The 24,552-nt window shown below is 49.1% G+C and carries 21 protein-coding genes, 1 other RNA gene and 1 other annotated feature; of the genes, 19 read left to right on the top strand and 3 right to left on the bottom strand.

Annotated elements, in window-relative coordinates; genetic code table 11:
• The first annotated feature begins 22 nt into the window (after nt 1-22).
• The 8 genes from ABC831_RS15760 to mce all read left to right on the top strand — a co-directional run bounded on the left by ABC831_RS15760 (nt 23) and on the right by mce (nt 8,031).
• Nucleotides 23-1,786: an adenine deaminase gene (locus ABC831_RS15760; RefSeq protein ID WP_343249060.1), complete on the top strand. Its 1,764-nt coding sequence runs from the start codon at nt 23-25 to the stop codon at nt 1,784-1,786.
• A 29-nt stretch (nt 1,787-1,815) separates the two neighbouring features.
• On the top strand, nt 1,816-3,192 hold the full coding sequence (locus ABC831_RS15755) for an amidohydrolase (protein WP_343249059.1): 1,377 nt from the start codon (nt 1,816-1,818) through the stop codon (nt 3,190-3,192).
• A gap of 257 nt (nt 3,193-3,449) precedes the next feature.
• The gene (locus tag ABC831_RS15750; protein WP_343249058.1) at nt 3,450-3,629 is read left to right on the top strand and encodes a DUF6440 family protein; all 180 of its coding nucleotides are present in this window, start codon (nt 3,450-3,452) and stop codon (nt 3,627-3,629) included.
• A 36-nt stretch (nt 3,630-3,665) separates the two neighbouring features.
• On the top strand, nt 3,666-4,691 hold the full coding sequence (locus ABC831_RS15745; protein WP_343249057.1) for an aldose 1-epimerase family protein: 1,026 nt from the start codon (nt 3,666-3,668) through the stop codon (nt 4,689-4,691).
• Between the two features lie 27 nt (nt 4,692-4,718).
• Complete coding sequence (locus ABC831_RS15740; protein WP_343249056.1) at nt 4,719-5,339, top strand: carbohydrate-binding family 9-like protein; 621 nt, start codon at nt 4,719-4,721, stop codon at nt 5,337-5,339.
• Between the two features lie 440 nt (nt 5,340-5,779).
• Nucleotides 5,780-6,130, top strand: a complete 351-nt coding sequence (locus ABC831_RS15735; RefSeq protein WP_343249055.1) for a MarR family winged helix-turn-helix transcriptional regulator — start codon at nt 5,780-5,782, stop codon at nt 6,128-6,130.
• A 16-nt stretch (nt 6,131-6,146) separates the two neighbouring features.
• On the top strand, nt 6,147-7,529 hold the full coding sequence (locus tag ABC831_RS15730; RefSeq protein WP_343249054.1) for an MATE family efflux transporter: 1,383 nt from the start codon (nt 6,147-6,149) through the stop codon (nt 7,527-7,529).
• A gap of 91 nt (nt 7,530-7,620) precedes the next feature.
• On the top strand, nt 7,621-8,031 hold the full coding sequence (gene mce, locus ABC831_RS15725; protein WP_343249053.1) for a methylmalonyl-CoA epimerase: 411 nt from the start codon (nt 7,621-7,623) through the stop codon (nt 8,029-8,031).
• Nucleotides 8,032-8,235: 204 nt separating this feature from the next.
• Here mce and ABC831_RS15720 read toward each other — a convergent pair whose 3' ends face one another.
• Nucleotides 8,236-9,033, bottom strand: coding sequence for an ABC transporter permease (locus ABC831_RS15720; protein ID WP_343249155.1), 798 nt, complete (start codon nt 9,031-9,033; stop codon nt 8,236-8,238).
• The gene (locus ABC831_RS15715) at nt 9,026-9,793 is read right to left on the bottom strand and encodes an ABC transporter ATP-binding protein (RefSeq protein WP_158353889.1); all 768 of its coding nucleotides are present in this window, start codon (nt 9,791-9,793) and stop codon (nt 9,026-9,028) included. Before ABC831_RS15715 ends, ABC831_RS15720 begins: the two co-directional genes overlap by 8 nt.
• Before the next feature lie 196 nt (nt 9,794-9,989).
• On the opposite strand from ABC831_RS15715, the gene ABC831_RS15710 reads away from it, so the two are divergent.
• The gene (locus ABC831_RS15710; protein WP_343249052.1) at nt 9,990-10,628 is read left to right on the top strand and encodes an epoxyqueuosine reductase QueH; all 639 of its coding nucleotides are present in this window, start codon (nt 9,990-9,992) and stop codon (nt 10,626-10,628) included.
• Nucleotides 10,629-10,876: 248 nt separating this feature from the next.
• Here ABC831_RS15710 and ABC831_RS15705 read toward each other — a convergent pair whose 3' ends face one another.
• The gene (locus tag ABC831_RS15705; RefSeq protein ID WP_343249051.1) at nt 10,877-10,999 is read right to left on the bottom strand and encodes a hypothetical protein; all 123 of its coding nucleotides are present in this window, start codon (nt 10,997-10,999) and stop codon (nt 10,877-10,879) included.
• A gap of 747 nt (nt 11,000-11,746) precedes the next feature.
• Here ABC831_RS15705 and recA point away from each other — a divergent pair.
• The 10 genes from recA to pheT all read left to right on the top strand — a co-directional run bounded on the left by recA (nt 11,747) and on the right by pheT (nt 24,378).
• On the top strand, nt 11,747-12,796 hold the full coding sequence (gene recA / locus ABC831_RS15700; RefSeq protein ID WP_343249050.1) for a recombinase RecA: 1,050 nt from the start codon (nt 11,747-11,749) through the stop codon (nt 12,794-12,796).
• A complete protein-coding gene (locus ABC831_RS15695; protein WP_343249049.1) occupies nt 12,796-13,269 on the top strand; it encodes a regulatory protein RecX in 474 nt (157 codons plus the stop codon). The genes recA and ABC831_RS15695 overlap by 1 nt, the downstream gene beginning before the upstream one ends.
• Nucleotides 13,270-13,530: 261 nt before the next feature.
• A complete protein-coding gene (locus tag ABC831_RS15690) occupies nt 13,531-14,472 on the top strand; it encodes a magnesium transporter CorA family protein (RefSeq protein ID WP_158353896.1) in 942 nt (313 codons plus the stop codon).
• Between the two features lie 68 nt (nt 14,473-14,540).
• Nucleotides 14,541-15,368 (top strand): rhomboid family intramembrane serine protease, encoded by an 828-nt coding sequence (locus tag ABC831_RS15685; RefSeq protein ID WP_343249048.1) that lies wholly within the window; start codon nt 14,541-14,543, stop codon nt 15,366-15,368.
• A gap of 18 nt (nt 15,369-15,386) precedes the next feature.
• Nucleotides 15,387-16,823: a pyruvate kinase gene (gene pyk / locus ABC831_RS15680; protein ID WP_343249047.1), complete on the top strand. Its 1,437-nt coding sequence runs from the start codon at nt 15,387-15,389 to the stop codon at nt 16,821-16,823.
• 101 nt (nt 16,824-16,924) lie between these two features.
• Nucleotides 16,925-17,107, top strand: a non-coding RNA gene (gene ssrS, locus ABC831_RS15675) — 6S RNA.
• A 246-nt stretch (nt 17,108-17,353) separates the two neighbouring features.
• Nucleotides 17,354-19,282, top strand: a complete 1,929-nt coding sequence (locus ABC831_RS15670; protein WP_343249046.1) for a SpoIID/LytB domain-containing protein — start codon at nt 17,354-17,356, stop codon at nt 19,280-19,282.
• Between the two features lie 146 nt (nt 19,283-19,428).
• Nucleotides 19,429-20,283: a YihY/virulence factor BrkB family protein gene (locus tag ABC831_RS15665; RefSeq protein ID WP_343249045.1), complete on the top strand. Its 855-nt coding sequence runs from the start codon at nt 19,429-19,431 to the stop codon at nt 20,281-20,283.
• Between the two features lie 346 nt (nt 20,284-20,629).
• Nucleotides 20,630-20,855 (top strand) — a binding site (T-box leader).
• Between the two features lie 69 nt (nt 20,856-20,924).
• Nucleotides 20,925-21,944: a phenylalanine--tRNA ligase subunit alpha gene (pheS, locus tag ABC831_RS15660; RefSeq protein ID WP_343249044.1), complete on the top strand. Its 1,020-nt coding sequence runs from the start codon at nt 20,925-20,927 to the stop codon at nt 21,942-21,944.
• Between the two features lie 13 nt (nt 21,945-21,957).
• Nucleotides 21,958-24,378: a phenylalanine--tRNA ligase subunit beta gene (gene pheT / locus ABC831_RS15655; protein WP_343249043.1), complete on the top strand. Its 2,421-nt coding sequence runs from the start codon at nt 21,958-21,960 to the stop codon at nt 24,376-24,378.
• Nucleotides 24,379-24,552 lie beyond the last annotated feature (174 nt).

The raw sequence follows: 24,552 nt of genomic DNA, 5'->3' as shown, positions 1-24,552 counted from the left end.
ACAAAAAAGGAGTTGGGAAATCATGAACAAAGATTTACTAGCAGTGGCAGGCGGACGGAAACCGGCGGATCTTGTAGTCCGGAATGGTAAGATCGTGAATGTCTATTCCGGTGAGATTTATGACGGCGGTGTGGCGGTATCCGGCGGGCAGATCGCGGCGGTCGGCGATGTGGCATACACGGTCGGCCCGGATACCCGGATCATCGACGCCGGAGGGAACTACATTACGCCTGGGTTTATCGATGGGCATATCCATCCGGAGAGCTCCAGCCTTTCGATCCGTCCCTTCGCGGAGATCATGCTGAAGCACGGGACTACCGTGATCATGACCGACCTGCATGAAGTGGGTGTGGTAGGCGGACTGGAAGCTATCGAGGCGGTTCTGGATGAAGCGGCAATGACTGATCTTAAGCTATATTTTGTTGTACCCTCCCATGTGCCGTTTTCTCCATTCCTGGAGACCAGCGGCGGGAAATTTAATACGCAGATTATAGAAAAGGCTCTGCAGCGTCCGGATGCCGTGGGACTCTCTGAGATCGTCGGACCCTATGTGCTGGCCGGTTTCCCTGACCTGCTGCAGTCCATGGACGTGGCGGCGGCCATGCCAGGTAAGACCCTGCAGGGCCATCTGCCCGATATGAGCGGACCTGCCATGAATGAATGTCTGGCGGCCGGGGTCAGTACGGATCACGAGTCATTATCCGCCAAGGACGCGCTGGAGCGTCTGCGCGGGGGCTGTAATCTGATGATCCGGGAGGGCTCCGCAGCCAGAGGACTGGCGGACTGTATCAAACCGATTATTGAACAGAAGCTGGATACTTCCAGAGTCAGTATCGTGACTGACGATTTACATACTATAGACGCTGTGGACAGGGGACACCTGGACGATGCGGTACGTGTGGCGTTAAAGGCAGGCCTGGACTTTATCAAGGCGATCCAGATGGTATCCTTGAATGCGGCCAGGGCTTTTGAACTGGATCAGGAGATCGGCGGCCTGGCTCCCGGTAAGAGAGCGGATATCAATATCACGACAGGGCCGGAAGATTTTAAGGTCAAGACCGTGATCGCAGGCGGGAAGCTGGTGACGGAGGAGGAGAAGCTTTTGGTTTCTTATCCGGCGGCGGATCATAAGCCTTGTCTGCTGAACACCATGAAGCTTAAGAATCCCATCACCGCGGACAGCTTCAAGTATTATGCGCCCGAAGGTGCGAAGCGGGTTAAGGTTCAGGTAATGGACACGCTGCCCTGGATTCCCATCACCCAGGGGCGGGAAGTGGAATTGCCGGTTGTGGATGGTGTGATTCAGTGCGATATCGATCAGGACGTGCTCTATATCGCCCAGGTGGAACGGTACGGGATAAACGGTAATATCGGAAAGGCCTTCATGGGAGGCTTTAACCTGAAGAGAGGAGCGATCGCATCCTCTGTAGGGCATGATAACCACAATATCATCGTGCTGGGAACGAATCTTGAAGACATGGCTGTTGCTGTAAACCGGGTCGTTGAGCTGACCGGCGGACAGGTGGCAGTCGATGGCGGACAGGTGGTTGCGGAAGTGGCTTATCCGGTTTGCGGCCTGCTTTCGGATCTGTCGGCGGAAGAGCTGGCGGAAGAGAAAAAGACGCTGATCGCGAAGATTCATGAGATGGGTTCCAACATCCCGATTCCGTTTATGTTCCTGTCCTTTATCTGTCTGGCGGCGCTGCCGATGTATGCGATTACGGATCATGGATTTATCGATGTCCTGACCCAGAAGATCATTGATCCGGTGTTGGAAGTGCTTTAATAAGCCGGGATGTGAAAGGAGCCGAATTCATGGGACAGACTTTATTAAAAAATGGATATATCGTCACGATGAACGAGACGGAACAGGTCTATGACGGTGGAAGCGTCCTGGTGCAGGATGATAAAATCCTGGCGGCGGGGAAGGTCGATCCAAAGCTTGTGGCACCGGATGCGGAAGTCATCGAGCTGAACGGCCGCTATGTGCTGCCCGGTTTTGTCAATACCCATGTCCATACTTCCCAGCAGATCAGCCGCGGGGTCGGAGACGATGTGGATTTCATCACATGGCTGCACAAGCGTATGTGGCCTTATGAGAGCAATATGACAGAAGAGGATTCCTATTATTCTACCCTGATGTGCTGCCTGGAGCTGATCCGCTCCGGTGTTACATCCTTCGCAGAACCAGGAGGACAGTTCGTAAGCGGCATGGTCAAAGGAGTTGCCGAGGCGGGGCTTCGCGCAAAACTGGCCAAATCCGTCATGGACTGCGGGGAGGGCCTGCCAAAGATCTGGCAGCGGACCACGGATCAGGAACTGGAACAGCAGGAGGAAGATCTGAAGCGTTATCACAACAGCGCGGACGGACGGGTCCAGATCTGGTTCGGCCTGCGTACGATTTTCAACAACACGGATGATCTGATCGTTCGTACCAAGGAGCTGGCCGACCGGTATGGTGTCGGGGTACACATGCATGTAGCGGAGGCCAAAAGTGAAGTGGAATATACCCAGGAGGTTTACGGGGAGCCTACCGTCACCCACTTGAACCGGCTGGGGGTTCTGGATAAAAATCTGCTGGCTGTTCATACGGTATGGCTGACCAATGAGGAGATCCGTTTGTTCCGGGAGCATGACGTCAAAGTGTCCCATAACCCGGCTTCCGCCATGCGGGTATTGGGCTTTGCCAAGATACCCAGAATGCTGCGGGAAGGCGTCTGTGTCTCCATCGGTACGGACGGCGCGTCCTCCAGCAACCGGATGGATATGGTCGATGAGATGTGGCTGACTTCCCTGATTCACAAAGGCTGGAGGCTGGATTCCACGGTAGTCCCCTCCGAGGACGTACTGCGGATGGCGACGGTCAACGGTGCCAGGGCTCTGCTGGATGACCAGCTCTACGGAAGCCTGACACCGGGGAAGAAAGCGGACTTAATCGTAATCAACCCTCACGGACCTTCCATGATGCCGGTGAATGACAAGATAGCCGCTCTGGTTACCGCCATGCATTCTACGAATATCGAAAGTACTATGTGTGATGGGAAATGGCTGATGCGTGACCGCAAGATCCTGTCTCTGGATGAAGAAGCGATCCTGAAAGAGGCCAGTGCCAGAGGAGCCGCCATATATGACAGGGCTGGAATTCATCTGCCCGACCGGTTCCCGGTGACGAAAATAGAGAATGGATTCTGAGCAGGGCCGGATTCAGTGAAGGGCTGATTCCCAGAGCTCTTGCAGGCAGTAACATAAGGCTTTGGGTGTTCCCATGGGTTTTGCAGGTCATGGTTTTGCCGCATACAGCAAAGTATGCGGGAATCGGCCTGCAAAACCCATTTTTGATTGACAAGCGCTGGATTACAACTTAAACTGATAGATATTCGAACACGATCTGCAGGGGAGCACTTCATTCCAGGGCAGATTGAAAAATCAGATAAAAATGGAGGGATACGATGGGATCATCAGACAGATTTGAGAGAGTTTACAAACAGGGTATCGCCACTGTTACGGAGATATGGGTGGATAAGAAAACCGGCGTGAATTATCTGTACCATGTAGACGGATATTCGGGCGGACTGACACCGCTGTTGGACAGAGAGGGAAAACCTGTGATATCTCCACTGGAATACTAAAATAAAATCAAATAACAAAAGAGAGAAGGATATGCCATGGGATTTAAAGAAGATAAAAGATATGCCGGCCACATTGACCAGCTATTCAAAGTCAACCGGGTAGAGATGTTAGATGGCCGTGCCGAAGGGGCTAAACTGCTGGATGTTCAGAATGGTTCCGGAATGAATTTTTCCATTAATACAAGCCGGGGCATGGATATTCCATACCTGAGCTATAAAGGATGCAATATCAGTTTCGTATCTCCCTGCGGAGTAGTGGCGCCCGAGTATTTTGATGACAAAGAACTGGGATTTTTAAAGAGTTTTACAGCCGGATTTCTGACAACCGGCGGTCTGTCTTATATCGGGGGGCCCTGTGAATACGAGGGAAAAGCATATGGACTGCATGGAAATGTGGCCAATACGCCTGCGGATACTTTCCATTACGAAATCCAGGAGGAGGACGGCAACGCATGTCTGGTCGCCGGAGGAAAACTTCAGGAAGCGGTCCTCTTTGGAGATAAGCTGTCCCTGACCCGGCAGATCAAGTGCTGTTACAAAGAAAAGAAATTTACGATTAACGATACTGTCACGAACGAAGGCTATAAAAGAGCGCGCCATATGATTCTCTATCATATGAATATCGGTTATCCCCTGCTGGCGCCGGAGTCCCTGGTCTACATACCCTCAAACAAAGTCATACCCAGAACCCCGCATTCCGCTGAAGGGCTGGACCGCTGGAACGTGGTGCAGGAGCCGGACCCGAACTATGAAGAGATGTGTTACTATCACGAAATGACATCCCCGATGCCGAAAGCGGCGATTTTCAATCCGGAACTGGGAATCGGCGTTTCCATTGCATACAAACACTCAGCGCTGGATCATTTTGTCCAGTGGAAGATGATGGGGGCCGGTGACTATGTGATGGGTCTGGAACCCTGCAATGCGACGATTGACGGGATAGAAGACGCCATAGCAAACGGATCTATGAAATATCTGGAACCCCAGGAGTCGGTCCGTTACCGGATCGAGGTTGAGATTCTGGAAGGCATGGACGAATTTGAGAAGCTTCAGCAGCAATAGAAGGTTCGGAAACAGAAGGATGGACCAATGTGTGACACCATATTTTACCCGGTCTTAATTTTAGACAGCTTATCAGACATCGGAAAAGCGCGGGAATTTCATATCCGGCATTATAACTGGGGAGGAGACTACCGGCCCCGCGCTTACGGGCGCCTGGGAGTCCTCAGGGATAAGGGACTGGTGATCCGGATGACCTGTGAAGAAAGGCCCCCGCAGGCTCTATGCCATACCAATAACGGGCCGGTTTATCAGGACAGTGCAATGGAATTTTTCTTTTGCCTGGATACCTGCAAACCGGATTACTTTAATTTCGAAATTAATTCTGCCGGAGCGGTACTGGCCCAGTACGGACCGGACCGGGCGCACCGGGAATTTTTAAGCGGAGAACTTCTGGCATTGTGTGATTGCCAGGTGGATATACGTGAGGATTCCTGGCAGATAGATTTATTGATTCCGTTTTCCCTGACGCGGTCGGTACAGGGCATGGCGGGGCTTACGGCAGGCAGCCGGTTTCGCTGTAATTTTTATAAAATCAGAGAAAACACGGATCATATGCACTTTGCCAGCTGTTTTCCCATCGATCATCCCACCCCGGATTTTCATCTGCCGCAGTTCTTTGGAAACGCGGAAGTGGTGGAAACGATCTAAGTGAATTATCCCTGATATGCAGGCTCCGCAATGGATGTTCCTGACGTATCAGGGATTTTTTGATTTCACAGGTATGTGCTCCTATGAAATCAAAAACGCTCCGCGGGGATCGCACTACGGCGGAAAGGAAGATACCGCTTCCGCGGCAATAAGGAAGAGTGGTACAAAAATAAGATTATTGTGAACATAAATTTACTATGGACTTAAGGTTACCGTGAACATAAGAACATAAGATTCCTGTGAACGATTGACAAATACAAGAAAACAACGTATATTAATATAAGTTCTATTTAGAACATATGAGGCATACAGTACGCAAAGAGAGGTGGTAGTCTATCTTGGTCCCTAGTCCGTCAGATATCCTGTTATCAAACCAATATGGTATAAAAGTCTACGAAAAGTTTCAGGAATCAATCTGTGAAAAATACACACTGACAAAGATGGAGCTGGATATCCTTATGTTTCTTTACAACAATCCGGACCGGAACAATGCCAGTGATATCGTAAAGGTGAGAATGCTGACAAAGTCTCATGTCTCTATTTCCATTGCCAGTCTGGCAAAGAAAAAATACCTGGCACGCATTCCGAGCGGGCATGGGCGCACGGTGTATTTAGAGCTGTTAAGCCGGGCGGATGAAGTGATTCAAGAAGGGCTGGCCATGCAGCAGCGCTTCTTTCATGTTATGTTTGCGGGTTTTTCTGAGGAAGACAGAGAAAGGTTTGGAAAATATCTGCAAAAAATATCAGCGAATTTGGATGCAGCCTATCAGGAAGGCATACAGAATAAATAAAACAATGGAGGTTATTATGGAACAGGAACAACAAACCAAAGTCGACCTGGGCAGCGGCAGTGTAGGCAGGCTTCTGCTGCGTCTGGCTCTGCCGACGATCATTGCCCAGATTATCAATGTACTTTACAACATCGTGGATCGAATCTACATAGGCCACATCCCGGGCCAGGGAAGTCTGGCGCTGACCGGAGTCGGCGTTACGATGCCGGTGATCATGGCGATATCCGCCTTTGCCGCCCTGGTCAGTATGGGAGGGGCTCCCCGCGCGGCCATCATGCTGGGGAGGGATAATAAGGAGGACGCGGAAAAGATTCTCGGCAACTGTACGGTTTCCCTGGTATTTGTAGCGGTTCTTCTGACCGTGGTATTCCAGATTTTTGGCAAGGATGTATTGATGGTTTTCGGGGCCAGTGACAATACGATTGGATACGCGTGGGATTACATGCAGATCTATACTATGGGCACGATCTTCGTACAGCTGGCACTGGGGCTGAATGCGTTCATCAATACCCAGGGGTACGCGAAAACCGGTATGATTACCATAGCGATCGGCGCGGTCTGCAATATTATTCTCGATCCTATTTTTATATTCGGATTTGGCATGGGAGTCAAGGGTGCCGCCCTTGCGACAATCATTTCCCAGGCGGTTTCCGCAGTCTGGGTCGTCCGTTTCCTGTGTACCAAAAAGAGTTATCTGAGAATAAGAAAAAAGAATTTCCGGCTGGAAACCAAAATTATCCTGCCGTGCCTGGCCCTGGGCTTATCCCCGTTTGTAATGCAGTTTACGGAAAGTGTCCTGTCCGTCTGCTTTAATACCTCACTTTTAAAATACGGCGGGGATATCGCTGTGGGCGCTATGGCTATCCTGAGCAGTGTGATGCAGTTTTCCATGCTTCCCCTGCAGGGAATGACACAGGGAGCGCAGCCGATCATCAGCTTCAATTACGGCGCCGGTAATTTTGAACGTGTGGCAAAAACGTTCCGCCTGTTGGTAATCGTGTGCGTGGGATACTCCTGTACGCTTTGGCTGCTGTCCATGCTCACTCCGCAGCTTCTGGTGGGGATGTTTACAAACGAGGCGGAGCTTATGGCCTATGGGGAATGGGCGCTTCGGATCTACATGGCTGTATCCCTGCTGTTTGGTATTCAGATCGCCTGCCAGCAGTCGTTCATCGCCCTGGGAAACGCGAAGACATCCTTGTTCCTGGCAGTCCTGCGTAAAATCATCCTGCTGATCCCCCTGATCTACATTGTACCGAATTTCGTCGGCGATAAGGCGATGGGCGTATTCCTGGCCGAACCGATCGCGGATGGAATCGCCGTGTTGACGACAGGAATTCTCTTCCTTCGCATGTTCAGCAAATTAAAAAAACAAATGGCGGATTATAAGAAGGTTTAAGTGAATAACAGAGAGCTTTAGGTCTTTATTGACTTGTCCGAATTTAAAGACTACAATAGATATAAATAATTAAATAAAGGGAGGTTTTTACATGAAGGTAAAAAAGTTAGACCACATCGGTATCATTACTACAGCGCTGGAGGAAGTTCTTCCGGTATATACCGAGCTGCTGGGCCTTGAGTGCCATGGGGAGGAAATTTTGCCTGGAGGGGAGGCAAAAACCGTATTCATTCCCTGCGGAGATGTGGAGTTGGAGCTTTTAGCGGCGACCAGCCCGGACAGCCCGACTGCCCAGTATTTTAAGGCCAAAGGTCCTGGCATCGATCATTTCGCTCTTGAGGTGGATGATATCAATGAGGCGGTAGAATATCTGAAGGCTAAGGGAGTGAAGATGGTGGATCAGGTTCCCCGTCCGGGAGCGGGCGGTTCCATGATCGCTTTCATCAGTCCGGAAGATGCGGGAGGCATTTCTCTGGAACTGTGCGAGAAACCGAAAAATTAGGTTATATACATAAAGGTGCCAAATGACCCGAAGTCTTTATCGGACTGGCACAGATCATAGCTATACAAAAGGATGAAGATAAGCGGTATAAAAGAAGGGCAGGAATCCACCAGAAAGAGAGATCATTTGAGAAGTTGTGATTTAGAAAGATATATGTAGTCGTGCAGAACCGTTAGAAATAAAATTCTACGGTTCTGTTTTTTGTCATATGCGTTTCAGATAACATTTCTCCAGCAGGTTAATAAGCTTATAGAGCACCATCGCGATGATACACAGAATCACGATGGACATCATCACCCAATCCAGTTTAAATACCTGGCTGCCATAGATAATCAGGTAACCAAGCCCCCTTCTGGCGGCCAGGAATTCCCCGATGATCACGCCAACCAAAGAAAGGCCGATATTGACCTTCATATTACTGATCAGATTCGGGATATTACTGGGCAGGACGACTTTAAACAGGGCATGCCGTTTCCTGCCGCCCAGTGTATAAATTAATTTTATTTTCTCAGGATTCACTTCCACAAATCCCGCGTACATACTGATGATAGTCCCGAAAATAGCCACTGAAATTCCGGCTACGATAATAGTTTTCGTGTTGGCGCCCAGCCAGACGATCAGAAGCGGAGCCAGCGCCGACTTCGGCAGGCTGTTAAGCACCACCAGATAAGGCTCCATTATCTCTGAGGTTTTTTTACTCAGCCACAGCAGGACCGCCACGGCCACCCCGATCACATTCACCAGCATAAAGCTCAGCAGCGTCTCAGCCAGCGTAATTCCAATGTGGGTAAATATAGATCCATCCTTAGTCATAGAAATAAAAGTAGTAGCAATCCTGCTCGGACTGCTAAAGATGAATGAATCTATAATTTGCAAACGGGTCGTGACTTCCCACAGCAGCATAAATATGACAAACACCATAATTCTGGCCAATGATACGATCCGCTTGTGCCGGATATGTTCCGCCAGGTATTTGGCCTGTGAAATGGAAAGATCATTCATCGTCATTCAGCTCCTTCCAGATGAGGTTAAAATAATCCTTAAACTCCGGGGCATTCCTGCTTTTCAAAGCGGTACGGTCCTCCATGTCGATATGGATCGGCACGATTTTGCGTATGGAACCGGGACGCTTTGATAAAATGATCACCCGGTCGCCAAGGCTGATCGCCTCAGAGAGATCATGGGTAACCAGAATCGCCGTCTTTTTTTCATGCTTGATAATCGAACCGATATCATCCCCAACGGAGAGGCGGGTCTGATAATCCAGTGCCGAAAAGGGCTCGTCAAGCAATAACAGATCCGGTTCCAAGGCCAATGTACGGATCAGAGCCGCCCGCTGGCGCATACCGCCGGATAGCTCCGATGGTTTTGAATCCCGGAATTTCTGGAGACCATACGTTTCCAACATGTGATCCACGTTGTCCTTATTCCGGGAGGTGAGCTTTTTCTGAATCTCAAGCCCAAGCAATACGTTACTATAAACAGTACGCCATTCAAACAGATGGTCTTTTTGCAGCATATAACCGATATTCGTGCTGGAATCGTGAATGTTGGTACCGTTTAATTTAATGCTCCCGGTTTCCGGCTCAATCAGTCCGGAGATCAGGGAAAGAAGTGTGGATTTACCGCAGCCGCTGGGACCGACGATCGAAATAAACTCGCCGTCTTCCACTTGAAAAGATATATTGGACAATGCCTGCGTTTCACCGCTCATACTGTGATACGCGTAGCTGACATGGTTTAATTCCAGTAATGGATTCATAATATTCCTCCAATCGCGTTATAATTTATCATATGACCCCAAAACCATTTTGTGAGTGAAATCTTTCGTTTTTCGCAAGATATACCGGTTGCGCAAATCCCCGCTTTACGGTATGATTTCTGTGAAAGAAAAGCATACATTGAGAGTATCCAAAAGGGATACCAATACATGCCGGTAACAACCCACGGAGGAAAACATGAAGCCAAACTCAAACATAAATTATCAAAAAGAACTGGACAAACTGCTGGCCGCCCTTCAAAAAGAACAGCGTGTCCCCTCTCTTTTCCTGCACAGCTGCTGTGCTCCCTGCAGCAGCTACGTCCTGGAATACCTGTCCGAATATTTCCACATAACCCTGTTCTATTATAATCCCAACATCAGTCCCGAAGCCGAATACCAAAAACGGGTACAGGAGCAGAAACGTTTCATCGCCAATCTGCCGGCGCGTCACCCCATCAAATTCCAAGAAGGCCCCTATATCCCCCAAACTTTCTACGAGGCTGTCAAAGGCCTGGAGCACCTTCCCGAGGGAGGAGAGCGCTGCTTCCTCTGCTACGAACTCCGCCTTCGGGAAGCCGCCCGCATAGCCAAACAGAGCAACTTCGATTATTTCACCACCACACTGACGATCAGCCCCTTAAAAAATGCCGCCAAACTAAACGAACTGGGCCAAAAAATCGGCTCCGAATATGGCATATCCTACCTGCCTTCCGACTTCAAAAAAAGAAACGGCTACAAACGTTCCATCGAACTCTCCGCCGAATACGGACTCTACCGTCAAAACTACTGCGGCTGCGTATTTTCCAGGAGGGATGCGGAGTTTACTGAAGGCTAGGTTTGTTAGGAGGGGGTCCGGGAAGCCGGATGGGCGGAGGCGACCGGGCGGACGGGCTGCGGACAGTGGACGGGGGACTGGAGAAGGAAACAGACCGGTGCTGCAATACGCATCGGACAGACCTAAGCGGATCTAGTTACGAAGGAATCAGAACCCTTTATTCGCAGGTCCGGGGCAAACTCGCCAAAAAAACGGCTCAGACAGTGCCCCGGACCCACAGGGTTTTGTGCCCTTCTCCGCAAGATCCGCTAAGGTCTGTCCTCAAGCGTATTGCAGCACCGGTCTGTTTTCTTCTCCAGTCCCCCGTCCTCTGTCCGCAGCCCGTCCGCCCGGTCGCCTCCGCCCATCCGGCTTCCCTGCTTTACTTTCAAGTAACAGACTTAGGCGATAGCTTAATAATAGTGCGGTTTAAGAGTACCCATTCTCACCTAAAAAGAATTCATAGACTATCCGAACATATCACTCATGTTTTTACCAATGTAGGGGAGAAGCCTGGGCGGGGGGATGGGATGGCCTGGGCGGCTGGGGTATGGGCCTTCTTCGGGACGGGAGCAAAATCCGCGGCGGGGAAACGCTTGAGGGAGGACCTTAGCAGATCTTGCGGAGAAGGGCACAAAACCCTGTGGGTCCGGGGCACTGTCTGAGCCGTTTTTTTGGCGAGTTTGCCCCGGACCCACGAATAAGGGGTTTTGCGCCCTTCGGAGCTAGATCTGCTTAGGTTCTCCCGATGCGTTTCCCCGCCGCGGATTTTGCTCCCGTCCCGAAGAAGGCCCATACCCCAGCCGCCCAGGCCATCCCATCCCCCCGCCCAGGCTTCTCCCCGGCCCCTTTACACAAAAACCATAACCATAACCATAACTTCCCCAAAACCCCTTGCCTAAGGAACCGGAATTGGTTATAATAAGCAGGTAAGTTCTAGAGCACCGTTCGGTGCGGAGTATCTTTTTATCTGGCCTTTTGAGGCGAATTCCCGGAAAACGTGATTGGAAAAAGTAGTGTGGATAGGGTAGGAGGGATGCCTATTGAGGGAAAAAAGAGGTTGACATTTGGGATGGTATAGTATAATATGTTACTAGTGAAACGAACATAAGTTCGCATCTTGAAGAAGGAGAGCACAGATGGTAAAAGCAGATAAATTAAAAGCATTGGATGCGGCGTTGACGCAGATCGAGAAACAATACGGCAAAGGCTCTGTGATGAAACTGGGAGATACCTCCGCGCATATGCAGGTGGAGACGGTTCCCACCGGAGCTTTGAGTCTGGATATTGCGCTGGGGCTGGGCGGTGTGCCCAGAGGCCGGGTGATCGAAGTTTATGGGCCGGAGTCCAGCGGTAAGACTACGGTTGCTTTACATATGGTAGCGGAAGTGCAGAAGAGGGGCGGGATCGCAGGATTTATTGATGCGGAGCATGCGTTAGATCCTGTGTACGCGAAGAATATCGGGGTCGATATTGATAATTTATATATTTCTCAGCCGGATAATGGGGAGCAGGCGCTGGAGATTACGGAAACTATGGTCCGTTCCGGGGCGGTGGATATTATTATCGTGGACTCGGTAGCCGCACTGGTGCCCAGAGCGGAGATTGACGGCGACATGGGGGATTCCCACGTGGGCCTTCAGGCGAGGCTGATGTCCCAGGCGCTGCGGAAGCTGACCGCGGTGATCGGTAAATCCAACTGCATCGTTATCTTTATTAATCAGCTCCGTGAGAAGGTCGGCGTGATGTTCGGTAATCCGGAGACCACGACGGGTGGACGTGCTTTGAAGTTCTATTCTTCCGTCCGTCTGGACGTGAGAAGGATTGAGACTCTTAAGCAGGGCGGAGAGATGATCGGAAACCGTGTCCGGATTAAAGTGGTGAAGAATAAGATAGCGCCTCCGTTTAAAGAGGCTGAGTTCGATATTATGTTTGGACAGGGGATTTCCAGAGAGGGAGATGTCCTGGATCTGGCTGCGGAAGTAGGGATTATTAATAAAAGCGGTGCCTGGTATGCTTATAATGATGAGAAGATCGGGCAGGGTAGGGAAAATGCCAAGATCTTTCTGCGTGAACATCCCGAGATCATGGCGGAAGTGGAGCGCAAGGTAAGAGAACACTACGATCTGCAGGATGTTCCGCTGGCAGAGGCGCCTAAGGCTGCCGCCGCAGAGGAAGAGAAATCCTGATGGACGAGTTAAAGCTGAAACAGGCGAAGGCGAAAGCCCTTCGCCTGTTAGAACATATGGACAGAACAGAACATCAGCTCCGGGTTAAGTTAAAAGAACAGGATTTTAGTGAGCAGGAGATCGATGAGGCGGTCCGTTATGTGGAAAGTTATCATTATATAGACGATGCCCGATATGCCGCCAACTATATTGAATTGAAGGCGGAGTACAAGAGCCGGAGGCAGATTGAGCAGGCCCTGATGACCAGAGGAGTGGACCGGCAGGTCATAGCAGAGGCCTTTGAGTCGCATGGGAAAATTGACGAGACACCGCAGATTGAAGCCTTCCTTCGGAAAAAGCGGGTAAACTGGCAGGAAGCCGATGAAAAAGAAATTTCAAAACTGTACCAGGCGTTGATGCGGCGGGGATTTTCCAGCCGGGATATCCGAAGCGTCATTGACAAATACAGACGGAGTCACTATAATGAAGAATGATAAAAGCTTTCGCATAAAGTGAAAGCTTTTAAAATGTAAAGAATTGAATGAAGAAAACGTAAAGAATGTAAAATCCTCATAAAGAGAATCCCGAAAGGATGTGTAATTCCATGGAAAGTGGGCCCTATCGAAGTTGTAGCGTGCATAAGTTAAACCATACTGTGAAATAGCTAAGATAAGATGGGCCTTTGCTTACATTGTCTTATTTTAGTCTGTTTCCGCGAACGAAAAAAATAAGACAATGGGAAGGAGTTACGGATCATGATAAAGATTTTCAGAACCATCGACGGAGGAATTCATCAGGTAAACGAGGCACAGGAAGGATGCTGGGTGGCATTGGTGAATCCCACGGCGACAGAATTACTGGAGATATCCGAGCAATATGAGATCGAGGTCGACGACCTTCGGGCACCTCTTGATGAAGAAGAGCGTTCCCGTATTGAAGTGGAGGATAACTACACCCTGATTTTAGTGGATATTCCTGTTATTGAGGAGCGCAACGAAAAAGACTGGTATGTGACCATTCCTATGGGTATTATCGTTACCGATGAAATGATCTTCACTGTCTGCCTGGAGGACACCCCGATTCTGGGCGCTTTCATGGACGGCCGGGTGAGAAATTTCTACACCTATAAGAAAACCAGATTTATCTTGCAGATTCTGTACAAAAATGCCACGATGTTCCTGCACTATCTGAGAATTATAGATAAGAAGAGTGAGGTCATCGAGCATAAACTTCATGTTTCCACTAAGAATCGGGAACTGATCGAGCTTCTGGAGTTGGAGAAGAGCCTGGTGTACTTTACCACGTCCCTTCGTTCCAATGAGGTGGTGTTAGAGAAGCTGCTGAAAGTGGAGAGTATCAAGCATTATCCGGAGGACACGGAACTGCTGGAGGATGTTATTATCGAGAATAAGCAGGCGATCGAGATGGCGAATATTTACAGCGGTATCTTAAGCGGAATGATGGATGCGTTTGCCTCGGTTATTTCCAATAACCTGAATATCGTTATGAAGGTCCTGGCAACCATTACCATCGTCATGTCCATTCCTACGATGATCGCCAGTTTTTACGGAATGAATGTCAATTCAGCCGGTATGCCCGGCGCGTCCAGCCCTTATGGTTTTGCTTATGTAATTATTTTTTCCCTTGTTGTTACCCTGATCGCCGCATTTATTCTGGCTAAAAAGGATTTGTTTTGATTAACATATGTTCTTACAACCATAGTTCCGACAAATGCATGTTCTGACAAACATAAAGAGGTGTGCCTATGAGATTTATGAATAAACTGGAACGGAAATTTGGCAAATACGCAATTCATAACCTGATGTATTACATTATTATTCTATACGGCTTTGGTTTTTTACTGGCTTGGTTTGGCGGAGACTTTTATTATCAGTATTTAAGCCTGGACGCTTCGAAGATCCTTCAGGGTCAGGTCTGGAGGATAGTTACGTTTTTAATCCAGCCCCCCAGTACCAGTCTGGTGTTTGTGATTTTTGCCCTGTATTTGTATTATATGATCGGCAGTTCTCTGGAAAATACCTGGGGAGCTTTCCGGTTTAATCTGTATTTCTTCACTGGTGTTATATTACATGTCATTGTGGCAATATTGCTTTACCTGTTTACCGGGCGTGTTTATCTGCTGGGAACTTCCTATATTAATATGTCTTTGTTCTTTGCGTTTGCAGCGCTGTTCCCCAATATGGAATTTATGCTGTTTTTTATCCTGCCCATCAAGGTGAAGTGGCTGGCGATACTGGACGCTGTATTTTTTGCCGTGTCGATCGTAGGCGGTTTCATCGGAGGGTCACCGGCCAGCAGTATCGCGGCGATTATATCACTGGGGAATTTCCTGATGTTCTATTTTGCGACCAGAAACTATCAGAGGGTTTCCCCCAGGGAAATTCAGAGAAAGAAAAAATATAAACGAGAAATCCATGCGTCCACCAGCGGCCCCAAGCACAAATGCGCGGTCTGCGGGCGTACGGAGCTGGACGGAGAGAATCTGGAATTCCGTTTCTGTACCAAATGTGATGGAAGCTATGAGTACTGCCAGGACCACCTGTTTACTCATGAGCATATCAAAAAACATTGATATAGTTTGGAGGAGTTTATGAAAAAAACGAAAATTATCTGTACGATGGGACCAAATACCAATGACAGGGAGCTGTTGAAGAAATTGGCCCTGAATGGAATGGACATTGCCAGGTTTAACTTTTCTCATGGGGATTACGAAGAACAATTACACCGGATCAATCTGTTAAAGAGTGTCAGGGAAGAGATCGGCCGGCCCATCGCCATGCTGCTGGACACCAAAGGACCGGAGATCCGCACCGGCATTATGGCCGGCGACCGGAAAGTGCGTCTGAAAGAAGGGGACACCTACACACTGACGACAGATAAAGTGGAAGGCGGCAGCCACCGCTGTTCCGTGACCTATCCGGGGCTTGTGGAAGATCTAAGCGTCGGCAACCGGATTCTGATTGACGACGGCCTGATTGAGCTTCAGGTTCAGGAACTGACGCAGAAGGATATTATCTGTACTGTGATCAACGGCGGCGAGCTGGGACAGAAAAAAGGGATCAATGTACCCAATGTCAGCGTAAAACTGCCTGCACTTACCCAAAAAGATAAAGATGACATCTTATTCGGAATAGAACAGGGGTTTGATTTTATCGCGGCGTCCTTTGTGCGGTCTGCGGATTGTGTGAAAGAAATCAAAGAGCTGTTAAAAGAACACGGGGCCGGATATGTTCCCGTCATATCGAAGATAGAGAATGCAGAAGGAATTCAGAATTTCGATGAAATCATGTACTGCAGCGATGGAATCATGGTAGCCCGGGGGGATCTGGGGGTAGAGATTCCTGCGGAGGAGGTTCCCTACCTGCAAAAACAGATTATCAAAAAGTGTAATGATAACTATAAGCCGGTTATAACCGCCACACAGATGCTGGACTCCATGATCCGCAACCCGCGCCCTACCAGAGCGGAAGTCACGGATGTGGCCAACGCGATCTACGACGGCACCGATGCGGTCATGCTCTCCGGTGAAACGGCTATGGGCAAATATCCCGTGGAAGCGCTGCGGATGATGTCCAAGATCGCGGAATTCACCGAATCCAATGTGGATTATGAACAGCTGATGGAACACAAAAAAATGCACCGCAAGAATAATATTTCCAGTGCGGTAGCCTACTCATCTGTTGCCACTGCGGCCAATCTGGGAGCCAAATGCATCATTACCCCGACGGTATCCGGTGCGACAGCCAGGATGATGTCCAAGTTCCGTCCAAAGGTGAACATTATCGGTGTATCGCCCAATGAGGCCACGCTTCGTAAAATGCAGATTTACTGGGGGGTATATCCGCTCCTTTCCGTAGAGGAAGATACGACAGAGGAGATCATGGACCGGGCGGTAGCGCTGGCAAAAGACCAGCAATTTGTCGAAAAAGGGGACATCGTGGTCCTGACAGCGGGCATCCCGTCCACCAATGTGCAGGCGGGAAAAGGCAGCATGAGCAACACCATGCGAGTGGTAATTATCGACTGATACCAAATACTGACATGTCCCAATTGGATTTTTTCTTGAAAATGCGCACATACTAGAGTATAATAATTTTAGAGCAAATAGATAGAATAAAATAGTTCGAGTAATTCCTGAAATGTTCGACAATCCTGCAATTTTGAACCTACATTTTCTTTTATGGGATTCCTATATTGCCCGTTCTGATGTCAGGCCGTCATTACGCAGCGGAAGGCAGATGACGGGTTGCGGTCGCCCACCTAGCTGTGGCTAGGAGTCAAAATAGCAGGAAACGGCATTTTGGGGTAACAAAAGAAGAAAGCAGCTGTTTTCGGACAGCTGCTCTTTTTTTGTATTCCATAGAAATAAACGGGCAGAAGTTTGATGGGCCCGTCCAATAGTTTGCATAAAACCCCGGACTGTATAATATATTTTAAATATCATCAAAAATAGTAGCGCTCGAAAATACCTCGCTGACTATTTTTTATGTATCGCACATAAGCACCCAAAGTACGGGCATTAAGTGCTCATAACAACAAAAAAAGGACAGGTATCTTATGAACAACAAGGTGAAATATAAACTGATGCTGATCATAATTGGAATCCTGGTTATACTGTTCCTCCTGATCAGTCAGCTGATACCCAAAAAAGAGGCGGTACCGAAGCCGGAAGAACCCGAAAAGCCGCTGGCCAACGCGGAGCTGTTCATTTTAGGGACCTCTGCGTCTATAGAAGGCCTGGAAGAAAACCAGGTCTATACCGATCAGGGACTTTTTCTCAATCAGACAGGTGAGAATCTGGAACAGTACCGGATGCAGAATATCCAGGTTGTGTTAAAAGACGGCACCATCGAGGCTGTCTGCGGGACACTTGAAAAAGAGACCACATTAGTGAACGTATGGATTACCGGACCTACGGAAAATGGATTCCGGATATTTGTAGACGGATATTACATAAATTTTGAAGGAGATAAACCCACACAGGACGTCAACGGGGTCCTCGGTGATGTGGTTGTCGCCTATGAAAAAGTAACCCAGCTGCGGATCAAACAGGACACCATATCCGGGCGCATCCTGTCCGTCCAGCTGGACGGTGTGGAGATCGAAGGTTACGGCCTGGTACCCTTTTCGGATCAGTTCCGACTGTATCAGATCTATGGACAACTGGCCCAGAAAGAACTGGTCAATCTGGTTGTCGGATACGATATAACCGAATTCGTGGTGGCCGAAGGAAAGCTATGTGCCGGCCTGGTAAACAAACCGTTGACCATGGATCACATCCGTGTCCTGATCAAAACCAACGATTACGCGGATATCTTCCACAGTCAGGTACAATTGTCCGGGAACAACGGGTTTACAATTCAATACGGCCAAAACACAGAAGAGCACGCGGCGCAGGAGAGTGTCACCATCGCGGCGGATAGTCCCTACTGGGAAGAAAACAGAATTCTGTTAACCCCTGCCGAGGGCGGTACGCTGACCCTGGAATCCATAACCAGAAACCAGGGAAATCCCAGCTACGCAGGAACACTGGAAATCCGCAAAGAGGACGGCGGCCTTGTTATTGTCAACGATATTCCATTGGAAGAATACCTCTATGGAGTGCTTCCAAGTGAGATGCCTTCCAGCTACGGACTGGAGGCCCTGAAGGCCCAGGCAGTCTGTGCCAGAAGCTATGCATATAATCAGATCCTGAACAGCGGCTATCCCCAGTACGGAGCCCACGCCGACGACAGTGTCAAATTCCAGGTATACAACAACCTGCCTCAAACCCCTGAGGTCGTGCAGGCTGTTGACGAAACACGGGGAGTTGTGGCCGCTTATGACGACACGGTCATTACCGCCTACTATTTTTCCACCTCCTGCGGCCATACTACCGATGGCTGTATATGGAACCCGGAGGGCAACGACTCCACACCGTACCTGCAGGGGAAATTTTCCGGCGATGAACAGCCGGAACAGGATCTCACACAGGAAGATGCTTTCCAGGCCTTCATACAAAATACCGACTACGCCTCCTATGACAGCCAGGAGAGCTGGTACCGGTGGAAGGTACGGATTCCCGCAGCCAGCCTGACTGAGAACATGAAAGCCTTCGGTACTATTGGAAATGTAAAAAGTATGACCATTACCAAACGAGGCGCCGGCGGTGTCGCCGCGGAACTAAGCGTACAGGGGACTGAGGGGAACGCTGTAGTCACTTCAGAGTATGATATCCGCGGAGCACTTTCTCCAAAAGGCTGCACGGTTACCCGGATGGACGGTTCAGAAGTGGAAGGCACGTCGCTTTTGCCAAGCGCTTATATTATCCTAAGCCCTGTTATGGAGCAGGATCAGTTAACTGCCTATGATATCATCGGGGGAGGATACGGCCACGGAGCCGGAATGAGCCAGAACGGGGCTAAGTTCATGGCCTCCCAGGGTAAATCTTATCAGGATATTCTGCAGTTTTACTATAGCGGGATTAGTTTTAAGCAATTGTATTAGGAAATCCGGGGCGGGGGCCTTATACAGCCCCCGCCTATCCATCTGTCCCTCAAAAATAATTAAAAACTAACCCCATGTCCTTCCTTGCAGTTTTATTGAAATCATGATATGATTTTTTAACAGCAGTTCAGAGGAAGGAAAAATGTATGTACCTTATTTATATTATTCGGGATTTTAGTAAAAGGTTATCGAAAGACCATGTGAGTGCTTATTCCGCGCAGGCGGCCTTTTTTATCATGTTGTCTTTCTTTCCTTTTATGATGCTGTTGCTGTCGCTGGTTCAGTATTTGCCCATCGGTAAGCAGGATATCTTTAATGTGATTAAAAGTGTGACTCCGCTTTCTTTTAAATCTACGGTTATTATGATTGTGGATGAATTGTATGACAAGACCATTACGGTGGTGTCGCTGTCCGCGGTGGTGGCGATCTGGTCATCGGCGAGAGGGATCATGTCCATTGCGGGAGGGCTGAACTCCGTCAATGGGGTAAGTGAAACCAGAAATTATTTTTTTATCCGCATTCGTGCGGCTTTTTATACGGTATTGTTTATTATCACCCTGCTGCTGACTTTTGGCCTGCTGATTTTCGGCAACTGGATTCTGGGATTTATAGAGGAGCATATTCCGGGGATTCAGGGGACTTTTTCTTTTCTGATCCAGTTTCGGTCACTGATTATGGTGCTGGTGCTGATGTTCTTCTTTACCCTGATGTACAAATTTCTGCCGAACCGTAAGGCGGGAATGTTTGCCCAATTCCCCGGTGCTCTTTTTACCGCTATCGGCTGGATGGCATTTTCGTACTGCTTTTCTATTTATATTAATTACTTCAGTGATTTCTCCAAGATCTATGGAAACCTGACGACGATTATAGTGGTCATGCTGTGGCTGTATATCAGTATGTATATTCTGCTGATTGGAGCGGAAGTCAACTCATATTTTGCCACAGAAATCCGGTTATTCCAGACGAGAAGGCACAAAAAATCGGGAAAAAATCCACAATAAGTAGGGAGGGGACTGGCATCTTTCGGCAGTAAAGTCAACCTGAACGGTAACTACGTGGAGAAAGGGGCCTGTCCCCGGATGTTGGCTGGAGTAGTTCACTATCCGGGGAAGAAGGCTCTTTTTTTCCAGAGCAGGCCGGCTTCCGGGGACAGGCCCCTTTCTCCGCGTAGTTACCGTTCAGGTTGACTTTACTGCCGAAAGATGCCAGTCCCCTCTCTAAGCGCCCGGATGTACACTAAAAAATAGTCGCGCTCCGTAAGCGGCTAAAAAGCAGCCGCTAAGTGCTCATAGCTATAAAAAATAAACTTGACATTTCCAGGCTGCATGTATAGAATATAGAAGATAAGAAAAGGCTGTGAAGGTGTTTAGTAGAAACTCATTTTCCTGCAGAGAGAGGGAGTCACCGGCTGTAAGCTTCCTCAGGTTCAGATGAGCGACGAATTTCCCACTGGAGCTGCATTTCCGAAAGTTTTAGTAAGAAATGCCGTAACCTGTGCGTTAAACAGATGACAAGTGCCCGGATCGTATTCCGGGAATTAGGGTGGTACCACGGATATCGCTTCGTCCCTTTGCAGGATGGGGCTTTTTTTTATGCAATGGGAAAACAGCCTATAGCTTAACAAAAGTAAAGGAGAAAGACAATGAAAGAAAAATTGGATCAAATCAGGCAGGAAGCGTTGAAACAGATCGCAGATTCAGACGCACTGGACAAATTAAATGATGTGCGCGTGGCTTTCCTTGGCAAGAAAGGGAAATTAACCGCTGTTCTGAAAGGGATGAAGGACGTGCCGGCAGAGGAACGTCCTCTGGTTGGTCAGCTGGTGAATGAGACCCGCGCGGCGATTGAAGGATTTCTGGAAGAATCCAGGGATAAAATGGAAAAGATTGCACGGGAAGAACAGTTGAAAAGAGAAGTCATCGATGTCACCCTTCCGGCAAAAAAGAATAATGTAGGACACCGGCATCCCAACACGATTGCCCTGGAAGAGGTCGAGAGAATCTTCGTGGGTATGGGCTACGAGGTGGTGGAAGGACCGGAAGTGGAATACGATTACTATAATTTCGAGGCACTGAATATACCGGCGAATCATCCCGCCAAGGATGAACAGGATACGTTCTATATCACCAGCGATATCGTGCTGCGTACCCAGACCTCCCCGGTACAGGTCCGCACGATGGAAAAAGGGAAACTGCCGATCCGTGTGCTTGCCCCGGGGAGAGTATTCCGTTCGGACGAAGTGGATGCCACACATTCCCCTTCCTTCCATCAGATCGAGGGACTGGTCATTGATAAGAATATCACATTTGCCGACTTGAAAGGAACGCTGGCGGAATTCGCGAGACAGCTGTTCGGGCCGGAGACAAAAGTAAAATTCCGACCTCATCATTTCCCGTTTACTGAACCCAGCGCGGAGGTGGATGTCACCTGTTTCAAATGCGGAGGAAAAGGCTGCCGGTTCTGCAAAGGTTCAGGCTGGATCGAGATCCTGGGCTGCGGTATGGTTCATCCCAACGTTCTTAAAATGAGCGGAATTGATCCCGAGGAATACTCCGGTTTCGCGTTTGGAGTCGGACTGGAGCGCATCGCTCTGCTGAAATATGAGATTGACGATATGCGGCTGTTGTATGAAAATGACGACCGTTTCTTAAAACAATTCTAGGAGGAAGAATAAGATGAATACATCATACGCATGGATGAAAGCATATGTGCCGGGACTTAATGTATCGGCCCAGGAATTTACGGATGCCATGACCCTTTCCGGATCGAAAGTGGAGGGATATGAGGCGATGGACGCAGATCTGGAGAAAATCATAGTCGGTCAGATTCTTTCCATAGAAAGGCATCCGGACGCGGATAAGCTGGTTATCTGCCAGGTGGATATCGGTCAGGAACAGCCGGTTCAGATCGTTACAGGAGCGTCGAATATCAAGGTAAATGACAAGATCCCCGTAGTGTTGGATGGCGGAAGAGTAGCCGGCGGACACGACGGCAAGAAGACGCCGGGCGGCATTAAAATCAAAAAAGGAAAGCTGCGCGGCATAGAATCCAATGGGATGCTCTGTTCCATCGAAGAACTGGGAAGCAGCCGTGATATGTATCCGGAAGCTCCGGAAGATGGAATCTATATTTTTCAGGACCCGGTACAGGTGGGGATGGATGCGGTCGAAGCGCTGGGACTTCACGATGTGGTATTCGAATATGAGATAACCTCTAACCGGGTGGACTGTTACTCCGTGCTGGGACTGGCCAGGGAAGCAGCGGCTACCTTCCGTCAGGATTATAAACCTCCGGTTGTGAAAGAAACCGGAAATCAGGAAGATGTCAATGATTATATCAAGGTGACCGTAAAGGACAAGGACCTTTGTCCCCGCTACTGTGCGAGGGTGGTAAAAAATATAACGATCGGTCCCTCCCCCAAATGGATGCAGCGGCGTCTGGCTGCCCATGGGATCCGGCCGATTAATAATATCGTGGATATCACCAACTATGTGATGGAAGAATATGGCCAGCCGATGCACGCCTATGATCTGGACACCATCGCGGGCCGTGAAATCATCGTCCGGCGGGCGTCGAAGGATGAGACGTTCGTCACCCTGGACGGACAGGAGCGGACCATGGACGAATCTGTCCTGATGATCTGTGACGTGGAGAAGCCTGTGGGCGTCGCCGGTATTATGGGCGGTGAAAACTCCATGATTACCGATCATGTGCAGACCATGTTATTTGAAGCCGCCTGCTTTGACGGAACCAATATCCGTCTATCCAGCAAGAAGATCGGACTTCGCACGGACGCCTCCGGAAAATTTGAAAAGGGCCTGGACCCCAACACTGCTATAGAGGCTATAAACCGTGCCTGCCAGCTGGTGGAAGAGTTAAAGTGCGGAGAAGTGGTGGGCGGAGTCGTAGACGTATATAATAAGAAAAAAGAAGGCCGCACGATCCCGTTTGACACTGATAAAATCAATAAGCTGCTGGGAACGGATATTTCCCTGGAGGACATGATTCAGTACTTTGAAGCGCTTGAATTAAAATACGATCCGGCTGCACAGGAGGTAACGGTCCCTTCCTGGAGACAGGATCTGGAATGTATGGCGGATCTGGCGGAAGAGGTGGCCAGATTCTATGGTTATGAAAATATAGCCACCACTCTGCCCAGCGGAGAAGCCTCCACCGGAAAATTATCCTTCAAACTGCGTGTGGAGTCAGTGGCAAGAGATATCGCGGAATTCTGCGGTTTCTCCGAGGGGATGACCTATTCCTTTGAGAGCCCGAAGGTATACGATAAGCTTCTGATCCCGCAGGATTCCAAACTGCGTCAGAACGTTGTGATTTCTAATCCTTTGGGGGAGGATTACAGCATTATGCGGACACTGCCGTTAAATGGAATGCTGACCTCTCTGGCCACCAATTATAATAGAAGGAATAAGAACGTACGACTCTATGAACTGGCCAGTATCTATCTGCCCAAGCAGGTACCTCTCACGGAGCTTCCGGAAGAACGGATGCAGTTTACCATGGGTATGTACGGAGAAGGAGATTTCTTTACCTTAAAAGGGGTTGTGGAGGAATTCCTCGACAAAGTGGGAATGCATCAGAAAACGGTATATGATCCCAAGGCCCAAAAACCTTTCCTGCATCCCGGCAGGCAGGCAAACATCATCTATCAGGATACGGTCGTGGGCTATATAGGAGAAGTTCATCCCACCGTAGCAGAAAACTATGACATCGGAGAGCGCACCTATGTGGCTGTGCTGGATATGCCGGAGATCGTAAGCCGGGCGACGTTCGAACGGAAATACGAGGGAATCGCGAAATATCCGGCTGTTACCCGCGATATCAGTATGGTGATGCCCAAGGAGATCCTGGCAGGTCAGGTGGAAGAAGTCATTGAAAAAAATGGAGGACAGTACCTGGAGAACTATCAGCTGTTCGATATCTATGAAGGCGCGCAGATCCGTGCCGGTTATAAATCTATGGCCTATTCCATCGTGTTCCGGGCCAAAGATAAGACCCTGGAAGAGGCAGATGTGACGGCGGCTATGGAGCGGATTTTAAAAGCTCTGGAAGCTATGGGAATCGAGCTGAGGAAATAGTAAAAGGGGACATGTCCATTTCGATAAAAAATCGAAATGGACATGTCCCCTTTCCTTGGTGCGCCTGGCGGCGCACGTTTCTAACCGGTGCAAGTCCGGAATCCGCCCGGTAGTGGGAAGGATATAGCCGAAGGCAAGGGTGTCCATTGCGAAATGGAATCTGAAGGAAGCCGG

The sequence above is a fragment of the Diplocloster hominis genome, from assembly GCF_032380655.1.
GTDB classification, from domain to species: domain Bacteria; phylum Bacillota; class Clostridia; order Lachnospirales; family Lachnospiraceae; genus Diplocloster; species Diplocloster hominis.
Note: the sequence above shows the minus strand (reverse complement) of the source record. Positions and strands in the feature narration are given on the sequence as shown.

What these genes read in the sequence shown, in the direction of transcription:
- ABC831_RS15730 (WP_343249054.1), top strand. Translation starts at nt 6,147, where the DNA reads ATGGAACAGGAACAACAAACCAAAGTCGACCTGGGCAGCGGCAGTGTA.
- ABC831_RS15715 (WP_158353889.1), bottom strand. Translation starts at nt 9,793, where the DNA reads ATGAATCCATTACTGGAATTAAACCATGTCAGCTACGCGTATCACAGT.
- ABC831_RS15760 (WP_343249060.1), top strand. Translation starts at nt 23, where the DNA reads ATGAACAAAGATTTACTAGCAGTGGCAGGCGGACGGAAACCGGCGGAT.
- ABC831_RS15735 (WP_343249055.1), top strand. Translation starts at nt 5,780, where the DNA reads ATGGAGCTGGATATCCTTATGTTTCTTTACAACAATCCGGACCGGAAC.
- mce (WP_343249053.1), top strand. Translation starts at nt 7,621, where the DNA reads ATGAAGGTAAAAAAGTTAGACCACATCGGTATCATTACTACAGCGCTG.
- recA (WP_343249050.1), top strand. Translation starts at nt 11,747, where the DNA reads ATGGTAAAAGCAGATAAATTAAAAGCATTGGATGCGGCGTTGACGCAG.
- ABC831_RS15740 (WP_343249056.1), top strand. Translation starts at nt 4,719, where the DNA reads ATGTGTGACACCATATTTTACCCGGTCTTAATTTTAGACAGCTTATCA.
- ABC831_RS15690 (WP_158353896.1), top strand. Translation starts at nt 13,531, where the DNA reads ATGATAAAGATTTTCAGAACCATCGACGGAGGAATTCATCAGGTAAAC.
- pheS (WP_343249044.1), top strand. Translation starts at nt 20,925, where the DNA reads ATGAAAGAAAAATTGGATCAAATCAGGCAGGAAGCGTTGAAACAGATC.
- ABC831_RS15750 (WP_343249058.1), top strand. Translation starts at nt 3,450, where the DNA reads ATGGGATCATCAGACAGATTTGAGAGAGTTTACAAACAGGGTATCGCC.
- ABC831_RS15745 (WP_343249057.1), top strand. Translation starts at nt 3,666, where the DNA reads ATGGGATTTAAAGAAGATAAAAGATATGCCGGCCACATTGACCAGCTA.
- ABC831_RS15685 (WP_343249048.1), top strand. Translation starts at nt 14,541, where the DNA reads ATGAGATTTATGAATAAACTGGAACGGAAATTTGGCAAATACGCAATT.
- ABC831_RS15665 (WP_343249045.1), top strand. Translation starts at nt 19,429, where the DNA reads ATGTACCTTATTTATATTATTCGGGATTTTAGTAAAAGGTTATCGAAA.
- pyk (WP_343249047.1), top strand. Translation starts at nt 15,387, where the DNA reads ATGAAAAAAACGAAAATTATCTGTACGATGGGACCAAATACCAATGAC.
- ABC831_RS15755 (WP_343249059.1), top strand. Translation starts at nt 1,816, where the DNA reads ATGGGACAGACTTTATTAAAAAATGGATATATCGTCACGATGAACGAG.
- ABC831_RS15670 (WP_343249046.1), top strand. Translation starts at nt 17,354, where the DNA reads ATGAACAACAAGGTGAAATATAAACTGATGCTGATCATAATTGGAATC.
- ABC831_RS15720 (WP_343249155.1), bottom strand. Translation starts at nt 9,033, where the DNA reads ATGAATGATCTTTCCATTTCACAGGCCAAATACCTGGCGGAACATATC.
- pheT (WP_343249043.1), top strand. Translation starts at nt 21,958, where the DNA reads ATGAATACATCATACGCATGGATGAAAGCATATGTGCCGGGACTTAAT.
- ABC831_RS15695 (WP_343249049.1), top strand. Translation starts at nt 12,796, where the DNA reads ATGGACGAGTTAAAGCTGAAACAGGCGAAGGCGAAAGCCCTTCGCCTG.
- ABC831_RS15710 (WP_343249052.1), top strand. Translation starts at nt 9,990, where the DNA reads ATGAAGCCAAACTCAAACATAAATTATCAAAAAGAACTGGACAAACTG.